A 25086-nucleotide genomic window follows, 5' to 3' on the forward strand; every position below is an offset into this window, starting at 1 on the left:
TAGATTCAATTTTAACATAGAAATCAGGGGGTCGTTGTTTTTTTATGCAAAAAAACTTCTAAAACCTTGATATATAAAGATTTTTAAAGAAAGAAGTGTAAATAAATTTTACACTATCTGTTTATTAAAGGGGGATACAAAATGGGTAAAAAAATAAAGAGTTCTATTATTATTTATGATGATTTCAAAAATGTATTAATAGTACAAAAGGGAAAAAGCAAAAAGTTTGAACCAAAGGTTTGGACTATTTTAAACAAAGACATAACTGAGAAGCAGGATCCAGAAAAGTACATAACAAAGTCTGTAGGAAAAGACTTAAAATGTAATATTTTTGATTTACTTCCTTTCAAGGTATATGAAGAAGGGGAAAATAAAAATATTGTTTTTTCTGGTAAGTTAAAAGAGCAAATAGTATGCAGTGCTGATATTAACGAATTTAGTTGGATTAAGGAGAAAAATTTAAATGAGTACACTTTTTCTGACTTAGAAGAAAAAATTTTATTAGAATTTTTTAAAACGATGTAATATATAGCCATCAGAGAAGATATAACTCTGATGGCTAATTTGTTATAGTTGTAAGTTCTTTTTAAATCCTAACCCTTCTACATCACTCACATCTAGTACAGTGATAAAAGCATTTATATCTTCTGTTCGAACTATTTGTTTTACAGCTGGTAATTGTGAAACTTCAACAATGGTATATATAATATTACGTTTTTCTTTTGTATAGGCACCTTCGCCATAAAGAAGAGTTACACCCCTTTGAACCTTATCCATGATACGTCTAGTTACTTCTGGTTCCTTATCTGAAATTATAAATACAAGTCTTTTTCTATTAAATATTTGAATAGTTTTATCTAAAGTAAAACTGCTTATGTACATAAGTAAAAGAGTGTATAATGCTGCTGAAATACCAAAAATAAAGCAGCCAATAAGAACAATAATTCCATTTAACAGAAATGAAACAGTACCAATATTGGTATCTTCTTTATGTTTTTTTATTAAAGCAGTTATTATATCTAGTCCGCCAGTAGATCCATTATATACAAAAACCAGTCCTATACCGATTCCTTGAAGTACGCCACCATATATAGATAAAAGTAAAGGATCTTTAAGTGTTATGAATTTTTGCATATTTGCTGTAAGGAGTAATGTAATAACACAACTTAATGTACCTATAATAGTATAGAAGGTAAAAGACTTATTAATTTTAAAGTAACTTAATATTAAAAGTGGTATATTTAAGATTAATGTAGTATATCCAGCAGGAATCGAAGTTAAATACTGAATAATTAATGATATACCAGAAACACCTCCACTCAATAGGTTGGCATTAACTAAAAATAGGTTTATTGCTAAAGAATTAATGGTACATCCTAAAAATATAAAAAGTATTTGCTTAAAATTATCATGATTAAAAAATTTCACTTTTACTAACAGCTCCTAAAATAATATATATCATTATTATGTACGAAGTTGTTTAAGGTTATGAATATAACTTTAATATATATTAGATTTCTGTTATTATATATTAATAGATAAGTTTTTCATGATAACCCAGAAAACCTATAGGAAATACAAAAAGGAGTAAGGATATGATTTATTTAGATAATGCATCTACTACTAGACCTTATGAACAGGTAATTAGTGAGGTAGCAAATGGAATGAAAGAGTATTTTGCTAATCCATCATCAATTCATAAGATGGGTGTAAAATGCGAAAAAAGATTAAATGAAAGTAGAGAGACAATTTCAAAGATAATAAATTGCAATAAAAATGAAGTGTTTTTTACATCTGGTGGAAGTGAAGGGAACAACCTTGTATTAAAAGGATTATTAAAACCAGACAATCATTTAATAACAACTAAATTTGAGCATCATTCAGTACTGAAGGTTTCAGAGGAGTTGGAAAGATACGGAGTGAAAGTTACTTATCTTGATGTAGACAATAAGGGGCAAATTTCAATAGAGCAATTAACTAATGCAATATGTAAAGATACTGTTTTAGTTTCTATCATGCATGTTAATAATGAAGTTGGTTCAATTCAAGATATTAAAAATATAGCAAAAGTAATAAGGGGTTGTAGCAAGAGAGCTAAATTTCATGTAGATGCTGTACAAAGTTTTGGTAAGATTGCCATTGATGTAAAAGATATGGATGTGGATTTTCTTACTGCATCAGGGCATAAGATACATGGACCAAATGGAATTGGATTTTGTTATATAAAATCTGGATTAAACTTGAATTCTATTATTAAAGGAGGAAATCAAGAAAAAGGTTTAAGAGCTGGTACTGAAAATATAGCTGGTGTTATTGGTATGGAGAAAGCAGCTGAAATTGTAAGTAGTGCTAGAGAAAATAACTTTAACTATGTATTAAAGTTAAAAGAGTATATGATTAATAGATTAACTGAGATAGATGGTGTATACATAAATAGTCCATTAGAAGATATATTTTCACCATATATTCTTAATGTATCTTTTGAAGGAATTAGAGCTGAAGTATTATTGCATCTTTTAGAAGAAGAAGATATATATGTTGCTACAGGATCAGCTTGTACATCAAAACTTTCAGTAAGAAGTGGAAGCTATGTTCTAAAGGCAATGAAGTTAAACAATAAATATATTGAAGGTGCTATAAGATTTTCATTTTCAGAAGATAATAAAATAGAGGAAATTGATAAAGTAATAGAAGTATTAAAACAGTCATTAACATTTTTAAGGAGAATAAAAAGATGAGAAAATTAATTTTAGTAAAATACGCATCAGAGATTTTTTTAAAAGGATTAAATAGAAATAAGTTTGAACAAAAGCTTATGGAGAATATAAAAAAAGTTTTAAAAGATGTACCTTATGAATTCATAAGAGATGACGGAAGAACATTTATATATTCTGAAGATATAGAATTACTTGTAGAAAAGGTAAGTAAAGTTTTTGGTGTAAAAGAAATTTGTATAGTAGATGAATGTGAAGTTCAACTAGAGGCTATTTGTAATGCAGCAATTTTATGTGCTAAAGAATTAAATGGTGGAACATTTAAAGTAGAAAGTAATAGAGCAAATAAAGAATTTCCAATGAATTCTATGGAACTTAGCAGATATGTAGGATCACAAATATTACAAAATACTTCAAATCTTTCTGTTGATGTTAGAGAGCCTGATAATAAGATTTATGTAGAAGTAAGAAAGAAGGCAGCCTATGTATATTCTAAAAAAGTGAAAGCTGTAGGAGGAATGCCATATGGTACAAATGGTGGTACTGTTCTTATGCTTTCAGGAGGAATAGACTCTCCAGTTGCGGGATATCTTATGGCTAGAAGAGGAGTTAAGGTATCAGCAGTATATTATCATTCACACCCATATACTTCAGAAAGAGCTAAAGAAAAAGTTGTAGAACTTGCTAGAATTCTTAAAAATTATACTGGTGAAATGAAATTATTTGTAGTTCCATTTACTGAAATTCAAATGGAAATAATGAAAAAGTGTAGAGAAGATGAATTAACAATAATCATGAGAAGATTTATGATGAGGGTTGCATGTAAAATCGCTGACAGTGAAAACTTTGAATCTGTTACAACTGGTGAAAGTATAGGGCAAGTAGCATCACAAACTATGGAAAGTCTTGTAGTTACAGATAATGTTTCAGATAGACCTGCATTTAGACCACTTATTTCTATGGATAAAGAAGATATAATTGAGATATCTAGAGAAATAGGAACATATGATACTTCAATATTACCATATGAAGATTGTTGTACAATTTTTGTTCCAAAGCATCCAAAAACAAGACCAGTACTAAAGCATATAGAAGCATCAGAAGAAGCTCTTGATATTGAATCATTAGTAGATAAGGCAATAGAGGGAGTAGAAATTATTTCATTATAATAAAAAAGGAGCTGTCGTACAATATTTTTGTGCTTCTAGCTCCTTTTTATCTAATGATTTTTACAGCCGCCACAACTACCATTCTTTGAAGAAGGGCAAGAAGAACAACCTTTTTTACAGCCGCAAGAAGAGCAGCCATTATTTATAGCAGTAGATTTAATTTTGAAAGTATTTTCTTCAAAGATAACGGTGATATCTTTAAAATATGCAGTAATATTTTTATCATAAACAACAGATATACCGTAATAATCTACATAAATATCATTAGAATCACTTTTGTTATAATCAAGAGTGATACTAGCAATATATTTGGAGTGGCAGGCTTTTTCTGAAGATAATCTAATATATTTATATTCAGGATTATTATTTAATAGTTTTTTAAGTTCTGCTATAGCAGAATCATTTATTATAAAATTTAAACTCATAGTAAACTCCTATAATATTTTATGTTGAAAGTGTAGCATAAGTATATTATATTTGCAAATCATTGTTAAATGTTAAAATTAAATTGTGTAAAAAGATTTATATAAAACTTAAAATGGGTATAATTTTATAATATAATACTAAAGTAATATGTTATTAGGAGATAATAAATGAATTTAGATAAAAATCAAATTGATGCAATAAATTTTAAGGATTGCAATGCCTTGGTTGTTGCTGCCCCTGGCGCTGGAAAAACAACAGTAATTTTAAAAAGAGTGCAGCATTTGATTGAAGAAAAAGGTATAAGTGAAAATAATATAATAATACTTACATTTACTAAGAATGCGGCAGTTTCTATGAAAAGGAGATATAAAGAAGAAACAAAAAAGGTTAAGACACCGTTTTTTGGAACATTTCATGGCTTATTTTATAAAATCTTAAGTAGGAAAGAAGAAATAAAAATGATTTCTACTAATGATACATATAAAATAGTCAAGAAAGGTCTTTATACATATTTAAAAGATGTTGGTGAAGATAAGATCAAAGAAATAATTAATGCTATAGGCACATACAAATCTAAAAGAAATAGTAAAGATAGTTTTAGAACATCAATAGATAATGAGATTTTTCTAAAAATATATAATGAATATGAAGAATTTAAAAATTCAGCAGGATTATATGACTTTGAAGATTTACAGATTAGAACTTTGGATCTTTTATATAATAATGAAATGTTATTAAAATCATATAGAAAGTTGTTTAAATACATTTTAGTAGATGAGTTTCAAGATTGTGATGAAAACCAAATAGAATTTTTACAGCTTATAAATAAGGAAAACTATATATATGCTGTAGGAGATGAAGATCAATGTATATATTCTTTTAGAGGTGCATATCCTGAGCCGATGGTGAGGTTCAGTGATTTTTTTGAAAGTGGTGAAAAGATATATCTAGAAAAAAACTATAGATGTGCTAAATCGGTGGTGGATTTATCTAAGAATGTAATAAAGTACAATGAAAGTAGAAATGATAAAAAAATACAGAGCTATAGAGAAGATAGTGGTGTAGTAAAATATATTATTGCAGATAAAGAAGATATTGAAGGAAAAGATATTACAAGTAAAATAAAACAAATAAAAAATGAAAATAGAGATTTATTATTTAGTGATTTTGCAGTAATATATAGGACTAATGAAGAAAGTAGAATAATAGTTGATAACTTAATAAGAAATGATATACCATTTAGATATCTTGATAGAGCATATAACTTTTTTGATCATTTTATATGTAAAGATATTTTAGCTTATTTATCATTATCTATAAATAATAATGATGTAGAAAGCTTTTTTAGAATAATTAATAAGCCATTTAGATATGTAAGTAGAAGTTCACTTGAAAAAATAAAAGGATTAGAAATAGGTGATGTATTTGAAAATTACCTTGCTAGAAACGATTTACCACCATATCAAGAAAAAAAGATAATAGATCTTAAAATTGATATTCAGTATTTAAATACTAAATCATTATCTTATGCTATTGCTACAATTTTAAATGATTTAGGCTATATGGATTATTTAAAAGAATATTCAATTAAGTATAAGGTAAATATTGATGATTTATTGGAGATAGTTAGAGAATTTCAAGAAATAGCTTCAGAACATAAGACAATAATTAATTTATTAGCATATGTAAAAGAATATACTGAAACTCTAGAAAATAGTAAAGTTGAAAACAAAGATGCTGTTATACTTTCAACTATTCATGGTGTTAAAGGTATGGAATTTAAAAATGTTTTTCTTATTAACGTTAATGAAGATAACTTACCTCATTGTAATAATGAAGATATAGAAGAAGAGAGAAGATTGTATTACGTAGCGGTTACAAGGGCTATAGATAATTTGTATATTTATTCTTGTAAGTTTGTAAGGGGGACTTTTATGGATGCCTCAAGATTCATAAAAGAAAGTGGATTATTAGTAACCTAAACTATAGTGAAAAATAACTATTAATTATATATTTTTTGCTATATAATTAATATAATTGTTATATTTATGCGAAGGATGATTTTAATATGAGTGATTATATATTTGCTTTGGATATTGGAACAAGGAAAGTAATAGGTACGGTGGGATATATACAAGATAAAAAATTTATTGTATCTCATGAAGTTTTAATGGAACATGAAGAAAGAGCAATGGTTGATGGGCAAATTCATGATATTGACCTTGTAGCAAAACTAGTGGGAAAGATTAAGGATCAGTTAGAAGAAAAATCTAATATTACTCTAAAGAATGTATCGATAGCTGCAGCAGGAAGATTCTTAAAAACTGTCGAAGTTAGCCATGAGATTAATTGTGAAAAATATAAAGATATAGATAAAGATCAGATAAGAGGATTAGAACTTACAACAATTAAAAAAGCAGAAGAAATGGCTAATGAGAATTCTGACAATGTTCTATATTGCGTTGGCTATTCTGTCAAAAATTATTATCTTAATGGATATGTAATTTCAAACTTAGAAGGTCATAAAGGAGATAATATTTCTGTTGAAGTGATAGCAACATTTTTACCAAGATCTGTAGTAGATTCTCTTTATGCTGTAATGAAAAAAGTTGGACTAACAGTTTCTAACTTAACATTGGAACCTATAGCAGCTATGGAAGTTGTAATACCTAGTAATTTAAGAATGTTAAATATAGGTCTTGTAGACATAGGAGCAGGTACATCAGATATTGCCATATCAAAAGATGGAACTATTTATGCTTATGGAATGATTGCAAAAGCTGGAGATGAAATAACAGAAGCTATTGCAAAAGAATATCTTGTAGATTTTAATACTGCAGAGAAAATGAAGAGAAAAATATTTGTAGATGATAAAATAGTGTTCACTGACGTTTTAGGTTTTGAAGGTGAAGTTGAAAAAGATGAAATCTTAAAGCTAATTTCTCCAAAAGTAAATGAGTTGGCAGATGAGATATGCAATAAAATTTTAGAATTAAATGGTGGTAAAAGTCCAAATGCCATGTTTTTAGTAGGTGGTGGGGCTCATACGCCACTTCTTAAAGAGTACATGCAAGAAAAACTTAATCTTTCAGATAAAAGGGTAGTTATAAAGGATAGAAGCAATATTGAAAGTTGTGAGGTTAAAGATTTATCATTAGGTAGTACTGGTGTTACAGTTTTAGGTATTGCACAAGAAGCTATAAAAAGAATAGGTGGAGACTTTATAGATATTTCAATTAATGATAAGGTAGTATCGCTATTTAATTATAATAATCATAAAGTTATGGATGTAATTTTGGCTAGTGGTATTGATCCAAAGGATATAATATCAAAGAAAGGTAATAATGTTAGATTTACTTTGAATGGAAGAAATAAAGTTGCTTTTGGTTCAATGGGAAAAAGTGCTGTTATAACGATAAATGGAAAAGAGGCTACACTAGATTCAGAAATTGTTGAAGGAGATAAGGTTAATATTCAATTTGCAACTAATGGAGAAAGTGCAAAGCCTACAGTTAAAGAATATACTATACTTGAAAGTACTTCATTTTATTATAACGATGAAATACAATATCTTGAACCGAGGGTTTATATAAATGGTAATAGAAGTGATGTTGATGCGTTAATAAAAGATGAAGATAAAATTGAAATAATATATCCTAAAACTTTAGGAGATTTTAAAGATTACTATATTAATGATGGTGAACTAAAAGATTTTTATCTAAATGAAGAAATTCTATCAAATGATTATGTAATAAATGAAGGTGACAAAATTTATAGTGAACTAAAAGAAGATAAGTTGGAAACAGAAGAAGTTAAAACTTTCAATGAAAAAACAGAAGTAAAGACTGGAGAAAATAATATTACTGTTACTGTAAATGATGAAAAGGTGATTTTATCCGGAAAAGAATCATATGTATTTGTAGATATATTTGATAAAATAAATTTTGACCTTACAGAGAATAAAGGTATGCTTATGTTAATATTAAATAATGAGAAAGCATCATTTTATTCTCCATTGCATGAAGGGGATATTATAGAATTAAAATTTCAATAGGAGGAGCTTTCAAATGAATTTTTATGATGAAGCATTAGAAATTAAAGATGAGTTAATACAAAAAAGAAGATACTTTCACATGAATCCTGAATTGGATTTTAAATTATATAATACATCTAAGAAAATAAAAGAGTTTTTAGATAATGAAGGTATAGAATACTTCGATGTAGCAGAAACTGGAGTATGTGCTACAATCAGAGGAAGAGAAGAGGGGAAAACTATTGGTATAAGAGCCGATATGGATGCATTACCACTATGTGATAACAAAAGTTGCGATTATAAGTCTACTAAGGAAGGTATGATGCATGCTTGTGGTCATGATGCTCATATGACAATTGCACTAGGTGTTGCAAAATTATTAAATAAACATAAGGACAAATTTAAAGGAACTGTAAGAATGTTATTTGAGCCAGCAGAGGAAACTACTGGTGGTGCAACAGTAATGATTAAAGAAGGTGCTTTAGATAATCCGAATGTTGATGCTATAATTGGTCTTCATGTAAGTGAAGATATTCCTTGTGGTAAGATAGGAATAAAATATGATGTTTTCAATGCAGCATCAAATCCATATAAAATAGTTATAAAAGGGCAAGGTGGTCATGGAGCACATCCTGAATCAACTATTGATCCTATAGTTATAGGAACAACAGTTGTAAATGCTATTCAAACAATAGTAAGTAGAGAACTTCCACCAACTGATGCTGGTCTTATAACAGTAGGTTATTTCCATGGAGGAACATCACAAAATATAATTCCTGAAGAAGTTTCTTTAGGAGGAATAATAAGAACTGTAAAAGCAGAACATAGGGAATATGTTAAAAAGAGATTAGTTGAAGTAGTAGATGGAATAGTAAAGTCAATGAGAGGTAAAGCTGAAATAACAATAGAAGAGAGCTATCCATGCCTTTATAATAATGATAATATGGTAGATATTATAAAAGAAAGTGCTGAAAAAGTAATAGGAAAAGAAAATATATCTATGCTAAAGGCACCAAGTATGGGGGTAGAATCTTTTGCATATTTCTCAAATGAGAGACCATCAGCATTTTATTTTCTAGGAACAAGAAATGAAGAAAAAGGAATAATTTATCCAGCTCACAGTACTAGATTTGATATTGATGAAGATGCATTACCAATAGGAGTAGCAATTCAATGTGAGGCTGCATTAAATTTTTTAAATAATTAAGAAATAGGAGCATAATAAATGATAATAAACATAAGTAGTAATGAAAGTGGTCAACGTTTAGATAAGTTTTTAAAAAAATATCTTAAAAATATACCTTTAAATGGAATATATAAACATATAAGAAAAAAAGATATTAGAGTTAATGGTGAGAAGTCACAAGAAAATTATATTCTTCAAGATGGAGATGTAGTAGAACTTAATAAGTATGTTAGAATTGATGGGTTAAAAGAATTAAAGGAAGAAAAGGTAAAAAGATTTACCTCAGTTGATTCTAGCTCATTAAAAATAACCTATGAAGATAAAAATATACTTGTGGTAGAAAAGTGGCCAGGAGTTTTAGTTCACCAAGATAGTAAAGATGGTGAAGCAACCCTAACTGATTATGTACTTTCATATTTAAATGAAAAAGGGGATTATAAGCCAGAAAATGAAATAACTTTTACTCCAGCACCATGTAATAGATTAGATAGAAATACTTCAGGAATAGTAGTATTTGGAAAAAGCTATGAAGGACTTAAGGGTATAAATAAAATTATAAGAGAGAATAATGTGAGAAAATATTATATCGCTTTAGTTAAAGGAAAAATAGCTGAAGGTTTACATGAAGCTTATATAAAAAAGAATGAAGAAAATAATATTTCTAAGGTATATAAGGAACCAGGAAAAGATAGAAAGAAAATTGCTATGGATGTTAAGGTGTTAGAAACTGTAGGAGCTTATTCATTATTAGATATCAATTTAATAACTGGAAGAAGTCATCAACTTAGAGCGCATCTAGCGGAGCTTGGTAACCCTATAATTGGAGATCCTAAGTATGGTGATAGAAAGTTAAATTCATATTTTGATAATAAGTATGCATTGAAATTTCAATATTTGTATGCATATAAGCTTATATTTAACAATTTAGATGATACTTTGAGTTATTTAGAAAATAAAACAATAGTTGAAACTTTACCGCCTATTTTTAAGAAAATAAAGAAAGATGTTTTAAGATTTAATTAAGTTTATATTGCCCTCATTGATAAATAAAAATTTGTTGATGAGGGCAATATTGATTAGCATTATAATTGTAAAAGCATATTATATTTATGTGACTCAAAAATACTTGTGCATAATAATATAATTTATACAAAGACCTCTACAAGGTGCAACTTATAGAGGCTTTCATATAGATTTAAATAAACACTAAAAGTGGCGGTCACTTTAAGTACAATATATATATATTAAACAGTTTGAAAATATATTCATAAATGGTATAATTTAAATAATTGAATATAGGAGAATACTATGATTGATAGAAAGAGGATTGATTTAATTTTTATATTAATAATAGTAGGCATCAGTATTATATTTAGTTTCTTTATGCCTGATATAGTACCATTAAGTTGGAATGGCTGTGGTAGTATACTTCGTACAGGTATCAAAGAAGAGGTAATATTTTTTATACCAGCAATAATTATTGTTATATATTTAATTACTACTATGGCTGAAATGAATATTGACATAACGATGGAAGGATATAAAAAAAGATTAAGACTTTATAGAAGATTTTTTATTATATTTTTTGGATTTATACAAATATATATATTAATTAATATAATATATAAGTTGTAAAGTTAGGTAGTTTTTAATATGATTATATTGGTTATTTTAAACTAAACTTTTGTGAACAATATAATCATATTTTTATAATATGAAGGAGATAGGGAGATGAATAGAATATGAAAATCTTAGTAACAGGTGGAGCAGGATACATAGGTTCACATGCAACATATTTATTAATAGAAAGAGGTTATGATGTTGTAGTTGTAGACAACCTTTCAACAGGACATAGAGAAGCTGTACATGAAAAAGCCAAATTTTATCAAGGTGATATAGGGGATTATAAATTTATATCTAACATATTAAAGGAAGAAGAAATAGATGGAGTTATTCATTTTGCAGCATTTTCACTAGTTGGTGAGAGTATGGAGAACCCATATAAATATTATGAAAATAACGTAGGTAAAACAAATAGCTTATTAAAAGCTATTATTGATTCTGGTGTTAAAAATATAGTGTTTTCATCTACTGCAGCAACATATGGAGAACCAAAAACTATTCCTATATTAGAAACTGATGATACAAATCCAACGAATGTATATGGGGAAACTAAATTATCTATGGAAAAGATGATAAGGTGGTATAATAAGGCACATGGATTAAATTATGTATGCTTACGTTATTTTAATGTTGCTGGAGCACATCCATCTGGAAAAATAGGTGAAGCTCACAATCCGGAAACGCACTTAATTCCGATAATATTACAAGTAGCATCAGGAAGAAGAGAAAAAATTAATGTGTATGGAAATGATTATGATACAAAAGATGGTACATGTATTCGTGATTATATTCATGTTGTTGATTTAGTAGATGCACACATTAAAGCTATTGAGTATCTTTTTAAGGGAGCAGAAAGTGATGTGTTCAATTTAGGAAGTGGAGAAGGATTTACAGTATATGAGATGATTGAAGCTGCAAGAAAGGTTACTGGACATGAAATACCACTTGAAGTGACAGAAAGAAGAGCGGGGGATCCTGCTAAATTGATTGCATCAAGTACAAAGGCTAGAGAAATATTAGGGTGGAAGCCACAATTTGAAGATATAAATATAATGATAAAAGATGCATGGAATTGGGAACAAAATAAGAGATACTAATTAAAGTAAAGGGGGAAACGTTATGAAAATTAGAGATAAGATAGTAGATATAAGTTATTTATTTGTAATGATTATATTTATTTTATTTATAATTTTCACTTTATATGTTTTCCCCAATCAAGGATATATATTTAAAATAGATAAACCTATAGAGTTAGAAAATCTTTGGCATAAAGAGAATACTAATGAAGGAGAAAGAATTATTTCCTCAAATGTTCTATTTGATAAATATGGTTATGTGGATACTGTTGGTTTTAGAACATACCAGGAGAAGATTAAGGTTTATCTTGATGATGAATTGATATATCGATATGGATATAACAATATTCCCATTGGTGATACACCAGGAGACTTATGGAATATTGTTACTCTTCCAAAGGATTATAAGGGTAAAGAACTAAGAATAGTTTTAGAAGACCCGTATAGTCAATTTGAGATTTTTAAAAGTAATAAAATTTTTATTGGTACTAGAAGTAGTATTGTATTAAATATTCTTAAGGAGAATATTTTTAGTGTTTTTCTATCTAGTACATGTTTTATAATGGGAATTTCATTTTTTATATTATATTTTGCATCTCATTTGGTGCGACAATATAAGAAAAGTATAGTATATATTGCAATATTATGCACAGGTGTATCTATATGGACATTATCGGATGCTTCGTTGTTGCAGATGATAACAGATAAACAATTTACTATATACTGTATAAAATTGCTATTAGTAGCGTTTATCCCAATAACATTTATAATGATAGTAATTGGGGATTTGAAAGAATATATTTCTTTTAGGTATGACTTTTTAGTTATTTGTCAATGTGCAGCATTTGTATTGATAATTATTTTGCAATTATTAAACATTTTAGATTTAAAAAAATCTTTATTTATGGCGCATATTATAGGTATAGTAGCGGCAACGCTTGCTATTATTTTATTATGTAAAGAGTACATAATTAGAAAAAATAAAATTAAGTTTACATCAATAGCATATATAGTGGTTATTTTATGTGGAATTATAGATATAGTTAATTATAATATATGCAGAACAGAAGGGAAATTTTTTTATACAAAGATAGGCGTTTTTGCATTAATAACATTTCTATTTATTGATTTATTAAATATTTTATCAAAGTTATATAAAGAAAGTATAAAAATTGAAGCTTTAAAGGAATTGGCATATATAGATACTATGACTGGTACAGAAAATAGAACATGTTTTCAAATAAAATTAGAAGAATTAGATACAAGATTAAATGTAACTTCTAATATATATTTAGTTATATTTGATATAAATAACTTAAAAGTTACTAATGATACTTTAGGTCATCAAAAAGGGGATGAACTTATAATTAAAGTAGCAAAGATAATAAAAGCTACTTTTGGTGAAAAGGGTGAGATATTCAGGATTGGTGGAGATGAGTTTGTAGTTATATTAGAAGATATAACTGATATTGAGATGGAGAAGATTATAAAGAGATTTGAGTATAATGTTAATACTAATAAAATTTCTATAGCTTATGGTTGTGGAAAATATAATAGGGAACTTAATAAAACGATGAATGATCTATTTAAATATGTAGATAATAAAATGTATGCGCGAAAGAAAGAACAAAAAAGTATTATGCATTAAAAATTTTGAGATTTCTAATAAGAATCATATTTTTTTAAAATATGATTCTTATTTTTTTTTAGAGTAATTTCAAATATTTTTATTATAAGAAAAATAAATTCAATAACACGGATTATGAAGAATTATATGGAAAAAGATAAAAAAACTAATAAATATCAAAGATATAGGTATTAAATTGTGATAAAAATAAAATGTAGATTTATGTAGAAAGATAGAAAAAAATATAATGCTAAAATGAATAAATTACAAGTATTTTATTGTAAAATTAATTGATTTTAACTAAATGTAAAAAAATAATTACAAAAACAAAATAATTACAAAATTCGATTTAAAAGTATTGAAAGTTATATTTTAAGTGATTATAATTAATTATATGATTATAAAAAAAAGACAATATATTAAATTTTTAAAAGTAATATATAGAAAGAAATAAGAATATAAAAGAATAATGTATAAAAAGAAAAATAAAAGAAATAAATGTAAAAACTCAATTGAAAATATTTGAGGTGGTACTATGGCAAGAAAAAAAAGAATTGGTGATTTATTATTAGAATATAATTACATAACCGAATCAGAGTTATTAGAAGCGTTAGAAGTGCAAAAGGCCACAGGAAAAAAACTTGGAGAGATTTTTATACAGAGTGGAATTATAAGTGAAAGTGACCTTTTAGGAGTATTGGAATTACAGCTTGGACTGAATAGAGTTTATATAGATATGATTAAGGTGGACAAGGAAGTTGTAGATTTAATTCCAGAATTTTTGGCGAAAAAATATAATGCTTTTCCAATAGCTATTGAAAATGGTGAATTGGTAGTGATAATGAATGATCCACTTAATATTCTGGCGGAAGAAGATTTATCAATTGCTTCTGGATATCCGATAAAAATAGCCCTTTCAAGTGAAGGCGAAATAAAGCAGATGATAAATAAATATTATTCTGAAAGTTATATGGAAAAGACTGCAGAACATCTTAAAGCTAATTCAGAAGAAAAAGAAAAAGAAGAATATATTGCAGAACAAATTGATAACACAGAAAATGCTCCTACTGTTAAATTGATAGATACTATTATTGCTAATGCAGTTAGAAGTAAAGCCAGTGATATACATATTGAACCATTTGAAAACAGAGTAGTTGTTAGATATAGAATAGATGGTCAGTTAAAGAAGCAATTCGAATCATCAAGAGAACCATTAGCAGCGATGATAACAAGAATAAAAATATTATCAGATATGGATATTGCGGAAAAAAGAATACCTCAGGATGGAAAAATATTAACTAAAGTTGATGGCGTTGATGTTGACCTTCGTGTGTCTGTATTGCCTGCTGTTCATGGTGAAAAAGTAGTAATAAGAATACTTGATAGAAGTGCATATATGGTTGAGAAAGATCAATTAGGACTTGAAGGTGAAGACTTAGAAAGGATTAATAAGATAATTAATAATCCATATGGAATAGTTTTAGTAACAGGTCCAACAGGAAGTGGTAAAACAACTACACTATATTCATTAATGAGAGATTTAAATAAAGAATCTGTAAATATAGTAACAGTTGAAGATCCTGTTGAGTATGCCATGGATGGCATAACGCAAGTTAATGTTAATGCAAAGGCTGGATTAACATTTGCTAGTGGTCTTAGATCTATATTAAGACAAGACCCTGATGTTGTTATGATTGGGGAAATTAGAGATGGAGAAACAGCGGAAATAGCTATTAGAGCTGCGATAACAGGACATTTAGTTTTAAGTACTATCCATACTAATGATGCGCCATCATCTGTAATGAGACTTCAAGATATGGGAATACAACCTTATCTTGTTGCCACAGCTGTTAAAGGGATAATAGCACAAAGACTTGTAAGAAAAATTTGTCCTAATTGTAAGCAAGGATATTTAGCATCGGACTATGAAAAATCTATACTTGGTTTACCAGATAAAAGAGTTATTCTTTATAAGGGTACAGGTTGTAGTAGATGTAATGATACTGGGTATAGAGGAAGAATGGGTATTTATGAAATAATGGATATCGATGCAGATATAAAAGATGTAATTTACAATGATGGTAATACAGAAGAGATACGAAGAGTAGCAGTTAGAAATGGTATGAATACCTTACATAGGTCTGCAGCTAAGGCTGTATTAGCAGGAAAATCAACAATTGATGAACTTATGAGAGTTACAATGCTTAATGAATAGGAGGGAGATAGGTGCCAGTATTTAATTATGAAGCTAAAAATGTAGATGGAATTGTAATAAAAGGCAAATTAGAAGTAGATACTAGGGAACAATTACAGAAGAACCTAAGAGAAAAAAACTTTTTTCTTATAAAAGTGGAAGAAGAAGTAGCAGCTAATAACTTAAGTTTTGATAAGTTTAAAGAAATACCTTTTAAAGACTTATCAATGTTTTGTAAAGAACTATATTTCACGTTGTCAGCAGGGATTCCTGTGATTAGGTCTTTAGAAATAATTAATGTAAATATAGAAAATAAGAGATTAAAAGCTGTAATAGATGAACTTATAGAAGAAATACAAAAAGGAAGAAATATGTCGGATGTTTTAAAAGAAAAAGAAGAAATACCAAATATGTTTGCTTCTATGGTATCAGTAGGAGAATCAACGGGTTATCTTGATGAAATAATAAAAGATATGTCGATTTATTATGACAAACAACATCAGCAAAAGTTAAAAATAAAATCAGCACTGAGCTATCCAAAGGTATTAGTAGTATTTGGAGCATTAATAACAATGGGGCTTATAACATTTGTTGTGCCTACTTTTGTTGAAACAATAACTTCGTCAGGAGGACAAGTACCACTAATAACAAGAATAGTAATTGGAATAAGTGATTTTTGTAGAAATAATGTTATTATATTAACAATTCTTGTAGTAGGTATTATCATTTTTAAAAAATATGTTTTAGATAAAAATGAAAACTATATTTACGAAAGAGACAAATTTTTGATGAATTCAAAAAGACTTGGAGCAATAACTCAACAAGTTACAACTGCAAGATTTGCAAGAACTTTTTCAATATTACTTAAAGGTGGTATGGGAATAATAGAATCAATAGACATTGTTTCTGAATCTATTGGAAATGAATATACAAAGCGATTATTACAGGAATGTAAGAAACTTGTAAATGTAGGTTCAAGCGTAGGAGAAGCGTTAGAGGCAAAAGAAGTATTTCCATCGTTACTTACTCAAATGATGAAGATAGGTGAGGAAAGTGGAAATATCGATAGTATATTAGATCAAATATCAGATTTTTATGATAGTGAATCAGATTTTGCTATAAAGAAGTTTACTTCACTTATTGAACCAGTAGTAATAATAGGACTGGCTCTTGTTGTTGGTTTAGTTGTAGTAGCTTTGGTATTACCGATGTTTCAATCAATGGGATCAGTTGGTTAGGAGGTATAATCTATGCAAAAGAAAAAAAGTGGGGTAACTTTAGTTGAAGTTATGTGTGTTATATCTATAATAGCTATTTTAGCCCTTGTTGTAGTTCCAGATGTAAGAGCATATGTAGCTAATTCTAACATAAGTTTCTTATCAATGTAGATTGTTTTTTAGAACTTATATATAGTAAAAATTGAATTATTTAAAAGTAAATGATGCTAAATTGTTAGACAAGAAGAAATTTATAATTTTGACCTTTGTAGTATAAGAAAAATCGCATCAGATGAAAATGATTAGGATTAATATTCTACAGGAATGTAGAATTTCCAATATAAGTATTAAAGTTTTTGGGGCGAAAATGAAAAAAAGAGGATTTACGTTAGTTGAACTTATGGCTGTAGTGGCAATTATAGCTATATTAGCTGTAGTATTAGTTCCGACAGTATCAGGATATATAAAAAGAGCAAAAAACTGCTGTTATTTCACAAACAAGGATTGCAGTAAATGCTGTTAAAAATAGTAATGCTTTAGGCACTGGAGCTTATTATATAGAAGAAGATGCAGAGTGCTGTATAGTAAAAGATTTAATAGATAGCGATAATGATGAAGAGTTAGAGATATTGATAAGTTAGGAAACATGTCAGTTAAACAGGCTATGGCTATAGTTAAAGACCAAGATGCGTTAAAGAATATTGAAGTAGACGACAAGGGGATATTTTCTACATATAACGGGGAAAAAACTAAAAATGAATATACTTTAACAGGTTATAACAAATAAGAAGTATATAAGCAATTTGCTTTATATAGATATAAAAAAATATTAGGGGGAAGTAGAATGAATAACTTTACTAAAAAGCGAAAGAAAAAAGGTTTTACATTAGTAGAACTTATGGCAGTTGTAGCAATAATAGCAATACTAGCAGTTGTATTGGTGCCAACAGTATCAGGATATATAGAAAGAAGTAAAAAAGTTGCTATTGTATCACAAGTTAGAACTGTAATTGGAGCAGTAGAAATATATAATGCAACAGCATCAGAGCAAATTTGTAAAGATGATTTAATTAGTGATCTTGCCAATAGTTCAACTGGTAAGTTAAAAGATGACCTTTCACAAAAAGATATTAACAAACTTGGTTCTATGGATGTAAAGACTGCAAGATCAATTAACCAAGATTCAGATGCTTTGAAAAACATTGAGTTAAATACTAATGGAACTTTTAAGAGTTTTAAGGGGACAATTGTAACTAATTAATATTTAAATAACAAATATAGGCTGTCATAATGACAGCCTTATTTCAAAAGGAGGAAATATGTCTTTTTTTGTATTTATATTAGGAACAATATTAGGAAGTTTTTTTAATGTATGTATATATAGAATACCGGAAGATGAAAGCATTGCTTATCCTCCATCACATTGTGGAAAATGTAATACCAAGTTAAAAGCTTTAGATCTAATTCCTATATTAAGTTGGATTTTTTTAAAAGGGAAGTGTAGATATTGCAAAGAAAAAATATCAATACAATATCCTTTAATTGAGCTTTTAACAGGGATAGTTTTTACTACTATATATTTAAGATTTGGTTTTGGTATAGAGTTTATTAAATACATATTTCTTATGTCTATATTAATTATATCTGCAGTTATAGATTTAAAGACTCAATATGTGTTTTTTTCTGTGTCTTTAGTAGGTATAATAGGAGGAATATTATTTGCAATAATAGAAATTTTTATGTCTAAAAATATTACAAGTATATTATTAAGTATAATCATTCCGTTAGTAGTTTTAGGGTTAATAATATTATTAACAAGAAAATTTGAGGGGATGGGGACAGGAGATTTAGAAATATTTATCCTTATTTCTCTATATGTATCACCTAAGGTAATAGTAGTTAGTCTATTTTTATCCATAATTTTTGGAGGAATTGTATCTGCAATTATTTATATAAAAGGATATAGAAAAAAGCATATAGCTTTTGTACCTTATATAGCATTAGGGACTTATATTGCCATATTATTTGGTGAAAATATTTTTAATTGGTATTTATCTATTAGTATGTTTTAGGGGGAAGAAATTGTGGCTAAAAAACAAGTATCTGTTGAATTAGGAAATACTTATGCGCATGTAATTGTGGGAAGCAAAAATAGTATAAGTGACTATGGAACAATTACAGTTCATGAAGATCAAATACGTAATAAAGAAAATTTATTCTGTCAAAAGGAAGTTATTTCTGCATTAGGAAAGTGGTTAAATAGAAATAGAATTAGAGAAAAAGATATATCTTTTATTATTCAAGGTTCAGATATAATAACTAGATATATTGAAGTTCCTGTAATGAAGGAAAAACTTTTAATGGAAGCAATTCAATATGAATTGAGTCAATTTATACCTGAAATGGACAGGTATTATACTGATTATGAAATTTTAGATAAGTATCAACAAGATAAAAAAAATCAAGTATATAGGTTATTATTAGTAGCAGTTCCAAGAGAAAAAATGGATAGATTTATGGATATAGTTTCTATACTTAATATGGATGTTGATACAATAGATATTTTATCAAACAGTATGGCAAGAGTAATAAAAAATGGACCAATAGCTAAAGAAGTAGAAGATGTAGGTGTTTTTAACTTTGGAGCAAGAAGTTCTAACTTTTTTATTATGGAAGAAGGCATGTTGAAAATTGAAAGAACACTTATATTTGGTACTGATAACCTCACAAAAGATGTAGAATTTGGTGCTAAAGAAGGATATATTTTAGGAGAAAAATTAGAAGATATATTTTATAAATATCCAAAAGTAAAGACTAATTTAGATAATGCATTAAATATAATAGCTAAGACAATACAGTTCTATAATAGTGGAAAAAGAGATAAGAAACTAAGTAGAATAATTATCATTTCAGATTTCATTTTAATAGATAATTTAATAAAGTATATGGAAAGTTATTTTGGAACAGAATGTTTACTTGTTAGAAAAACAGAAGATATTGGTGTAAGAATAAAGATAAAAGACGGTTTTCATAAGTATATTGGCGCTTATGGTATGTTCTTAAGGAGGGATTAAATATGATAAAGCAGTTAAATTTAAATCCTGAGGTTATAAATAAGTCTTTAAAAGTTAATGTATTAGATAAAAAGTTAAAGAAAACTTTCACTACAGTTGTATTAATTATAGTATTAATTTCTGCAGCTTCATTAGGAATAAATCTTTTTATTATAGCTAAAATCAAAGTTATGGAAATTAGCGCTAACAAATATGATAGTGTTATAAAAGAAAATAAGAAGTTAACAGCTGAAACAACAAAAATGTCTAATTTTATAACACAAATTGATAATATTAAGAAATCAAAAACAGAAACTAGCGATATTTTAACAGAACTTACAAGATGTGTACCTGAAGGTGGTTCTATAGAATCATATAGTATTAAAGGTAGTGAAAATATAACTCTTAGTTATTCATCAAAGGATTATGATAATATAACTAAGTTTATGAAAAATGTAGAGGATGAAAAATTTTTCAAGTCAATAAATGTTAGTTCTATCAGTTCTGAGAGTACTGATGGTTACAAAGCTTCCGTAGAAATAGAGGTGAGTTCTAAAGATGGAGAAAAATAATAAGAAACAGGGACTTTCAAGTTATTTTAAAAATTTAGGTGATAAGGATAAAATTATTTTATGTGCAACATCAATAATAATAATAATAATATTATCCTTTAAGTTTATTCTTATACCAAGTATGTCGAATTTTTCTTATAATAAAGAAAAATTATCATACCTAGAAGGTGAAAGTGATAATTATAGGTTATATGAACAAAAAAATAAAGATATGAACAATAAGATGGCAGATTTGCAGGCAGATTATGACAAAGCATTAAAAAAGTTACCAGAAAAAGAGAATACAAGACAACTTTTTGAAGATATAAAGAAGATAGCAGCGAATAATTCTTTATCTATTAAATCTATTTCTATATCACAAGATGGCAAGGATAGTAGTAATAATGTTGAATCTTTTTCAGAAAGTAGTGATAGTAATAATACAACTACATCAGGTGTAGATGCTGCTAAGTTAAATCTTAGTACAAGTACATTTTCAATATCTATAATTGGTGGAGAAGGAAATATTCGTAACTTTATAAGAGATATGGAGAATTATGAAAGAATATCAGATATTGAATCTGTAAGTATGCAAAAATCAAGTGATAGTTGGACATTAAATATGCAAATTAATTTTTATAATACTAATGGGAATGAGGAGATATCAAGTAATGATAAGATATCAGAGTTTGAGAAAAGTCCAAGCGTGGAATAAAAATACATATGTAATTAAAAGGAAAAATGGATTTACCTTGGTAGAGATTATGGCTGCATTAGCTATATTTCTAATATTATCTTTATCAATAGGTCAGATGTTGACATCATCATCAAAGATGGAAAATAAGTCTAATAGAAGGCTGGAAAATATAAATTATGTAAAAGCAATAATGGATATTTTTGATGTCAAACGTGGAGATGGTACTGATAGTGAAACAATTGAAAATAGTCGATTTAACTATTTTGTAGGTAAAGATGTAACTATAAAATTTGATAATATGGATGAATTAGAAAAAAAGATATTAGGAACTTATACTGGAACAGACGGAACTGCTTATACAGCGGTAATAACAGTATCTTTAAAGGAAGAAAATATATATGTTGTTAAGGCAACTGTAACGGATAGTCACGGAGACGGAGTGGAGAAGAAAATTTATATAAGCAGGTGAGAAAAATGAGAAAAAAAGGTTTTACATTAGTAGAATTAATAGCTGCCATGGCAATATTCACAATTTTCTCTCTTATGGTATCTACTTTATTTTTGCAAAGCTATAAATCAGCATATAAAAATAGAGACTATGGAATCATTGAGGATAATATAAGATCTATTTCAATGGATATTGATAACTTAATAGAAAAAGAAGATAGCAAAGTCATTGTATATAATGAAGGAAAAGTTGCTAAAATTGAAGGAGAAGATGGAATAATTGAGCCTGTTATTGCAATAATACCTAAAGATGAAGATAAGAATAAAGTTATTTATTTTTACAAAGGAGAAAATACAGCTTTAGAACGTGTAGAGTTTAAATTAGTTGATGATACATCAAAATTATCTTCTGAAGATGTAATTGGAACTAGTGGAGGATTTGTAATTAAAAGTATTACTAAGGATACAAAGATAGAAAGTGTTAAAAAGATCACCACTGAGAGAAGTGATAAGCAAATGCTTAGTATTAACTTTTATGGAGTTAAGGAAGGGAAAGCGAATAGAGAAAAGTATTATTTACTTGTAAATTTAAGAAAGAATGAGGAAATTCAATTTGAGATGTCATAATGTAAATTATAGAAATAAAAAGGGCTCAGCTATGATGATGATTTTAGTTTTGTTTTCTGCATTTCTTATTATGGCTTCAGCACTAATGAATAATTTTGTAAAAACTATGCAATTAAATAATAAATATAATGAAGATGATAATTTGAAGTTATCGGCAGAATCTTCTCTTAATATTGCAAAATCACAATTGTTAAAGTCTTTACAAGAAGAAAATGGTGATGTCATTTATTTAAGTGAGTTGCCAGAAAAGTATGATTTTACAAAGAAGGTCAATGAAGTAATAGGCAATGAAGATGGAGTCAAATATACAGCGGTTGCTATCTTAGATCAGAAAAGTGGTGTATATAGTTTAGAAGCTACAGCAACTGATAAGGAGGGAAATGTTAGTAGGGATATTCAAAAGATTCAAATAAATATGAATATTGGAGAAGGGATATCACCTATAGTTGATAAAGGTAAAGCTCTATGTTTATTAGGTAGAGAAGCTAAGTTAACTGTTAAGATAATTGAAAGAGGAAAAGATGATGATTTTTCACCTTATGATTCATTAGTACCTACAGATGTATGGTATATGCAATCTAGTACTGTAGATTTAAATAGTAGAATTAATGTTCGTATACCTAAAAATACAATTGTAGGTACTAATGTTAATGCATTTGATGGTATTACCTACATTGAAAATACTGGGGTTAGGAAAACTTATTTCAATAAAAATAGAATTGACTTACAACAAGAACAATTGCCATTTAAAGAAAATGGAGAAATGGAATATATAAGAGATAGAGAGCAGAATGACAAGATTATTGGATATAGCGCGAAGTTAGCAGATGGAACAAAAGTTTTAGCTATAAATGGAAATTATGATATCGTTGGAGATACAGCAGAATTTAAAGATACACTAATTTATGTAGCTGGTAAACTTACAATTGGAACTGTACATCTGATAATGGATAATTCAATGATCGTTGCAGGGCAAGAATTAGTAATAGATTCATATTCGCTTACGATTAAAAACAATCCAAATTTTAGCAACAAAGATAAGATAAAAGAGTTTTTGATACGTTATACAAGGTAAAGGAGAAATGAATGGAGGAAAAAAGGTGCTAAAATGGTTCAAGAAGAAAAAAGGATCTTCTATGTTGATGGTTTTAGTTATATCTATAGCCTTAATTTTTATCTTGGGAGGCTTGATGATGACACTAACTAAAACAAATACATATAATCAAAAATATAATACGAATAATGACTTAAGATTTGCAAGCAAATCTGGATTAAATATTGGAAGATCAGAACTTATAACTGAGATTAATAAGATAAAAGATATCGATAAACTACAAGAGAAATATGTTTTTGACGAAAAAGTTAAAGAAATAGTGGGAAATGATAAGTATCAGTATTCAGTTACTGCAACATTAGATAAAGATAAATCTATGTATAAATTAGTTTCAATAGTTACTAATAAGAAAGGTGTTTCAATGAAGGAAATGCAAAATGTATATTTAAATCTTAATAACAAATATGATATATCTTCTTTAGTGGGTAAAATGAATATTTTTTCTGTGCTTGGTAATGAAGTACCTTCAATAACAATTTCAACAACTAATGGAACTAATCCTTCTAAAGTTCCTCCTGATATTTGGTATGTTGAATCTTTAGAAACAGACTTAAATAACAAATCGTATATTAATATAAATAACAATTATTATACTGATGATTTTGTTAATGGGTACAAAGCAGAATATAGTAAAGTGGCAATCAGAGGTATTAATGGAACAAAAAAAGGGGTGTGGAATAGTCCTTTAAATATGCTTATTGATGATGCTCATAAGAGCTTGGAAGTATATTCGCAAGATGGGTCAGGAGATATTATTGGATATAGAAAGAAAATTGGAGATGTAAAAGTTGTATTACTAAATGGAGATATTAATATAACTGATGGATCTTATGAATTTAAGGATACTATTTTATATGTTACTGGAAATATAAATTTAAATGTTCATGATTTAAGGTTAAATAATTCCATGATTATTGCAGGAGGAAACTTAAATTTAAAAACTATATGTATTATAATAAATTCAAAACCAAGCTATTCTAATATTGAAGAAATACAAAAGTTTATAGGTGAATATAATAAGGAATAGATATGTTTTTATATTAAAGTTAAAAGGTAATGAACAATTAGGAATATAAACATTTTGTTATAACAAAATTAAGTAAATATAATAAATTAGTTACAAAAAAACTGTTACACGAAGTGATATGATACCTCTAAAGTAGACATGGTAAATAACCAAAATCTACTTTGGAGGTATTTTTTATGGGAAAAAAATATAAATATTCTTTTGAAGATAAAATCAAGGCATCAAAAGATTATATTTCAGGAATTAGAAGTTGTCGTCAAATATGTTTAGATCTTGGAATTAAGTATGGTAATACTCGCGGTGGT

The 25086-nt window shown here is 27.5% G+C and carries 26 protein-coding genes; 24 read left to right on the plus strand and 2 right to left on the minus strand.

What is annotated here, in order from left to right:
* The first annotated feature begins 141 nt into the window (after positions 1 to 141).
* Positions 142 to 525, plus strand: coding sequence for a hypothetical protein (locus KQI30_RS13845; protein ID WP_216463938.1), 384 nt, complete (start codon positions 142 to 144; stop codon positions 523 to 525).
* A gap of 42 nt (positions 526 to 567) precedes the next feature.
* Here KQI30_RS13845 and KQI30_RS13850 read toward each other — a convergent pair whose 3' ends face one another.
* Entirely contained in the window at positions 568 to 1428 is an 861-nt protein-coding gene (locus KQI30_RS13850) for a YitT family protein (RefSeq protein WP_216463939.1), read from the minus strand.
* A 167-nt stretch (positions 1429 to 1595) separates the two neighbouring features.
* Between KQI30_RS13850 and KQI30_RS13855 the strand changes: the two genes are divergently transcribed.
* Both KQI30_RS13855 and thiI read left to right on the plus strand, forming a co-directional pair.
* The gene (locus KQI30_RS13855) at positions 1596 to 2738 is read left to right on the plus strand and encodes a cysteine desulfurase family protein (RefSeq protein WP_216463940.1); all 1143 of its coding nucleotides are present in this window, start codon (positions 1596 to 1598) and stop codon (positions 2736 to 2738) included.
* Positions 2735 to 3883: a tRNA uracil 4-sulfurtransferase ThiI gene (gene thiI, locus KQI30_RS13860; protein ID WP_216463941.1), complete on the plus strand. Its 1149-nt coding sequence runs from the start codon at positions 2735 to 2737 to the stop codon at positions 3881 to 3883. The genes KQI30_RS13855 and thiI overlap by 4 nt, the downstream gene beginning before the upstream one ends.
* Positions 3884 to 3933: 50 nt before the next feature.
* On the opposite strand, the gene KQI30_RS13865 is transcribed toward thiI, so the two are convergent.
* Positions 3934 to 4308, minus strand: coding sequence for an iron-sulfur cluster biosynthesis family protein (locus KQI30_RS13865; protein WP_216463942.1), 375 nt, complete (start codon positions 4306 to 4308; stop codon positions 3934 to 3936).
* 168 nt (positions 4309 to 4476) lie between these two features.
* Here KQI30_RS13865 and KQI30_RS13870 point away from each other — a divergent pair, with 168 nt between their 5' ends.
* The 21 genes from KQI30_RS13870 (at position 4477) to KQI30_RS13970 (ending at position 24781) form a co-directional block, all read left to right on the plus strand.
* Entirely contained in the window at positions 4477 to 6291 is a 1815-nt protein-coding gene (locus KQI30_RS13870; protein WP_216463943.1) for an ATP-dependent helicase, read from the plus strand.
* Positions 6292 to 6377: 86 nt separating this feature from the next.
* The gene (locus KQI30_RS13875) at positions 6378 to 8363 is read left to right on the plus strand and encodes a cell division protein FtsA (protein ID WP_216463944.1); all 1986 of its coding nucleotides are present in this window, start codon (positions 6378 to 6380) and stop codon (positions 8361 to 8363) included.
* Positions 8364 to 8376: 13 nt separating this feature from the next.
* Positions 8377 to 9549 (plus strand): M20 metallopeptidase family protein, encoded by a 1173-nt coding sequence (locus KQI30_RS13880; protein ID WP_216463945.1) that lies wholly within the window; start codon positions 8377 to 8379, stop codon positions 9547 to 9549.
* Between the two features lie 18 nt (positions 9550 to 9567).
* Positions 9568 to 10551 carry an RluA family pseudouridine synthase gene (locus KQI30_RS13885; protein ID WP_216463946.1) on the plus strand — a complete coding sequence of 328 codons (984 nt, stop codon included), beginning with the start codon at positions 9568 to 9570 and terminating at the stop codon, positions 10549 to 10551.
* A 285-nt stretch (positions 10552 to 10836) separates the two neighbouring features.
* The gene (locus tag KQI30_RS13890; RefSeq protein ID WP_216463947.1) at positions 10837 to 11163 is read left to right on the plus strand and encodes a hypothetical protein; all 327 of its coding nucleotides are present in this window, start codon (positions 10837 to 10839) and stop codon (positions 11161 to 11163) included.
* A 107-nt stretch (positions 11164 to 11270) separates the two neighbouring features.
* Complete coding sequence (gene galE / locus KQI30_RS13895; protein ID WP_216463948.1) at positions 11271 to 12248, plus strand: UDP-glucose 4-epimerase GalE; 978 nt, start codon at positions 11271 to 11273, stop codon at positions 12246 to 12248.
* A gap of 22 nt (positions 12249 to 12270) precedes the next feature.
* Positions 12271 to 13875, plus strand: coding sequence for a GGDEF domain-containing protein (locus tag KQI30_RS13900; protein WP_216463949.1), 1605 nt, complete (start codon positions 12271 to 12273; stop codon positions 13873 to 13875).
* A gap of 514 nt (positions 13876 to 14389) precedes the next feature.
* Positions 14390 to 16069 carry a GspE/PulE family protein gene (locus KQI30_RS13905; RefSeq protein ID WP_216463950.1) on the plus strand — a complete coding sequence of 560 codons (1680 nt, stop codon included), beginning with the start codon at positions 14390 to 14392 and terminating at the stop codon, positions 16067 to 16069.
* An 11-nt stretch (positions 16070 to 16080) separates the two neighbouring features.
* On the plus strand, positions 16081 to 17286 hold the full coding sequence (locus KQI30_RS13910; RefSeq protein WP_216463951.1) for a type II secretion system F family protein: 1206 nt from the start codon (positions 16081 to 16083) through the stop codon (positions 17284 to 17286).
* Positions 17287 to 17298: 12 nt separating this feature from the next.
* Positions 17299 to 17436 (plus strand): type IV pilin protein, encoded by a 138-nt coding sequence (locus tag KQI30_RS13915; RefSeq protein WP_216463952.1) that lies wholly within the window; start codon positions 17299 to 17301, stop codon positions 17434 to 17436.
* Between the two features lie 196 nt (positions 17437 to 17632).
* Positions 17633 to 17788, plus strand: coding sequence for a type IV pilin protein (locus KQI30_RS13920; protein WP_253287516.1), 156 nt, complete (start codon positions 17633 to 17635; stop codon positions 17786 to 17788).
* 123 nt (positions 17789 to 17911) lie between these two features.
* Positions 17912 to 18052, plus strand: a complete 141-nt coding sequence (locus tag KQI30_RS13925; protein WP_216463954.1) for a hypothetical protein — start codon at positions 17912 to 17914, stop codon at positions 18050 to 18052.
* 57 nt (positions 18053 to 18109) lie between these two features.
* Entirely contained in the window at positions 18110 to 18526 is a 417-nt protein-coding gene (locus KQI30_RS13930; RefSeq protein ID WP_216463955.1) for a type II secretion system protein, read from the plus strand.
* Between the two features lie 58 nt (positions 18527 to 18584).
* Complete coding sequence (locus tag KQI30_RS13935; RefSeq protein ID WP_216463956.1) at positions 18585 to 19337, plus strand: prepilin peptidase; 753 nt, start codon at positions 18585 to 18587, stop codon at positions 19335 to 19337.
* A gap of 12 nt (positions 19338 to 19349) precedes the next feature.
* Complete coding sequence (gene pilM, locus KQI30_RS13940) at positions 19350 to 20339, plus strand: pilus assembly protein PilM (protein WP_216463957.1); 990 nt, start codon at positions 19350 to 19352, stop codon at positions 20337 to 20339.
* A gap of 2 nt (positions 20340 to 20341) precedes the next feature.
* On the plus strand, positions 20342 to 20890 hold the full coding sequence (locus tag KQI30_RS13945; RefSeq protein WP_216463958.1) for a PilN domain-containing protein: 549 nt from the start codon (positions 20342 to 20344) through the stop codon (positions 20888 to 20890).
* Positions 20877 to 21584 carry a type 4a pilus biogenesis protein PilO gene (gene pilO, locus KQI30_RS13950; RefSeq protein ID WP_216463959.1) on the plus strand — a complete coding sequence of 236 codons (708 nt, stop codon included), beginning with the start codon at positions 20877 to 20879 and terminating at the stop codon, positions 21582 to 21584. The genes KQI30_RS13945 and pilO overlap by 14 nt, the downstream gene beginning before the upstream one ends.
* Positions 21541 to 22035, plus strand: coding sequence for a PulJ/GspJ family protein (locus tag KQI30_RS13955; RefSeq protein ID WP_216463960.1), 495 nt, complete (start codon positions 21541 to 21543; stop codon positions 22033 to 22035). Before pilO ends, KQI30_RS13955 begins: the two co-directional genes overlap by 44 nt.
* A 5-nt stretch (positions 22036 to 22040) precedes the next feature.
* On the plus strand, positions 22041 to 22640 hold the full coding sequence (locus tag KQI30_RS13960) for a PilW family protein (protein WP_216463961.1): 600 nt from the start codon (positions 22041 to 22043) through the stop codon (positions 22638 to 22640).
* Complete coding sequence (locus tag KQI30_RS13965) at positions 22627 to 23715, plus strand: hypothetical protein (protein WP_216463962.1); 1089 nt, start codon at positions 22627 to 22629, stop codon at positions 23713 to 23715. The genes KQI30_RS13960 and KQI30_RS13965 overlap by 14 nt, the downstream gene beginning before the upstream one ends.
* A 7-nt stretch (positions 23716 to 23722) precedes the next feature.
* Positions 23723 to 24781: a hypothetical protein gene (locus KQI30_RS13970; RefSeq protein ID WP_216463963.1), complete on the plus strand. Its 1059-nt coding sequence runs from the start codon at positions 23723 to 23725 to the stop codon at positions 24779 to 24781.
* Positions 24782 to 25086: the final 305 nt, after the last annotated feature.

Source organism: Clostridium bornimense (assembly GCF_018917145.1).
GTDB classification, from domain to species: domain Bacteria; phylum Bacillota; class Clostridia; order Clostridiales; family Clostridiaceae; genus Clostridium_AN; species Clostridium_AN bornimense_A.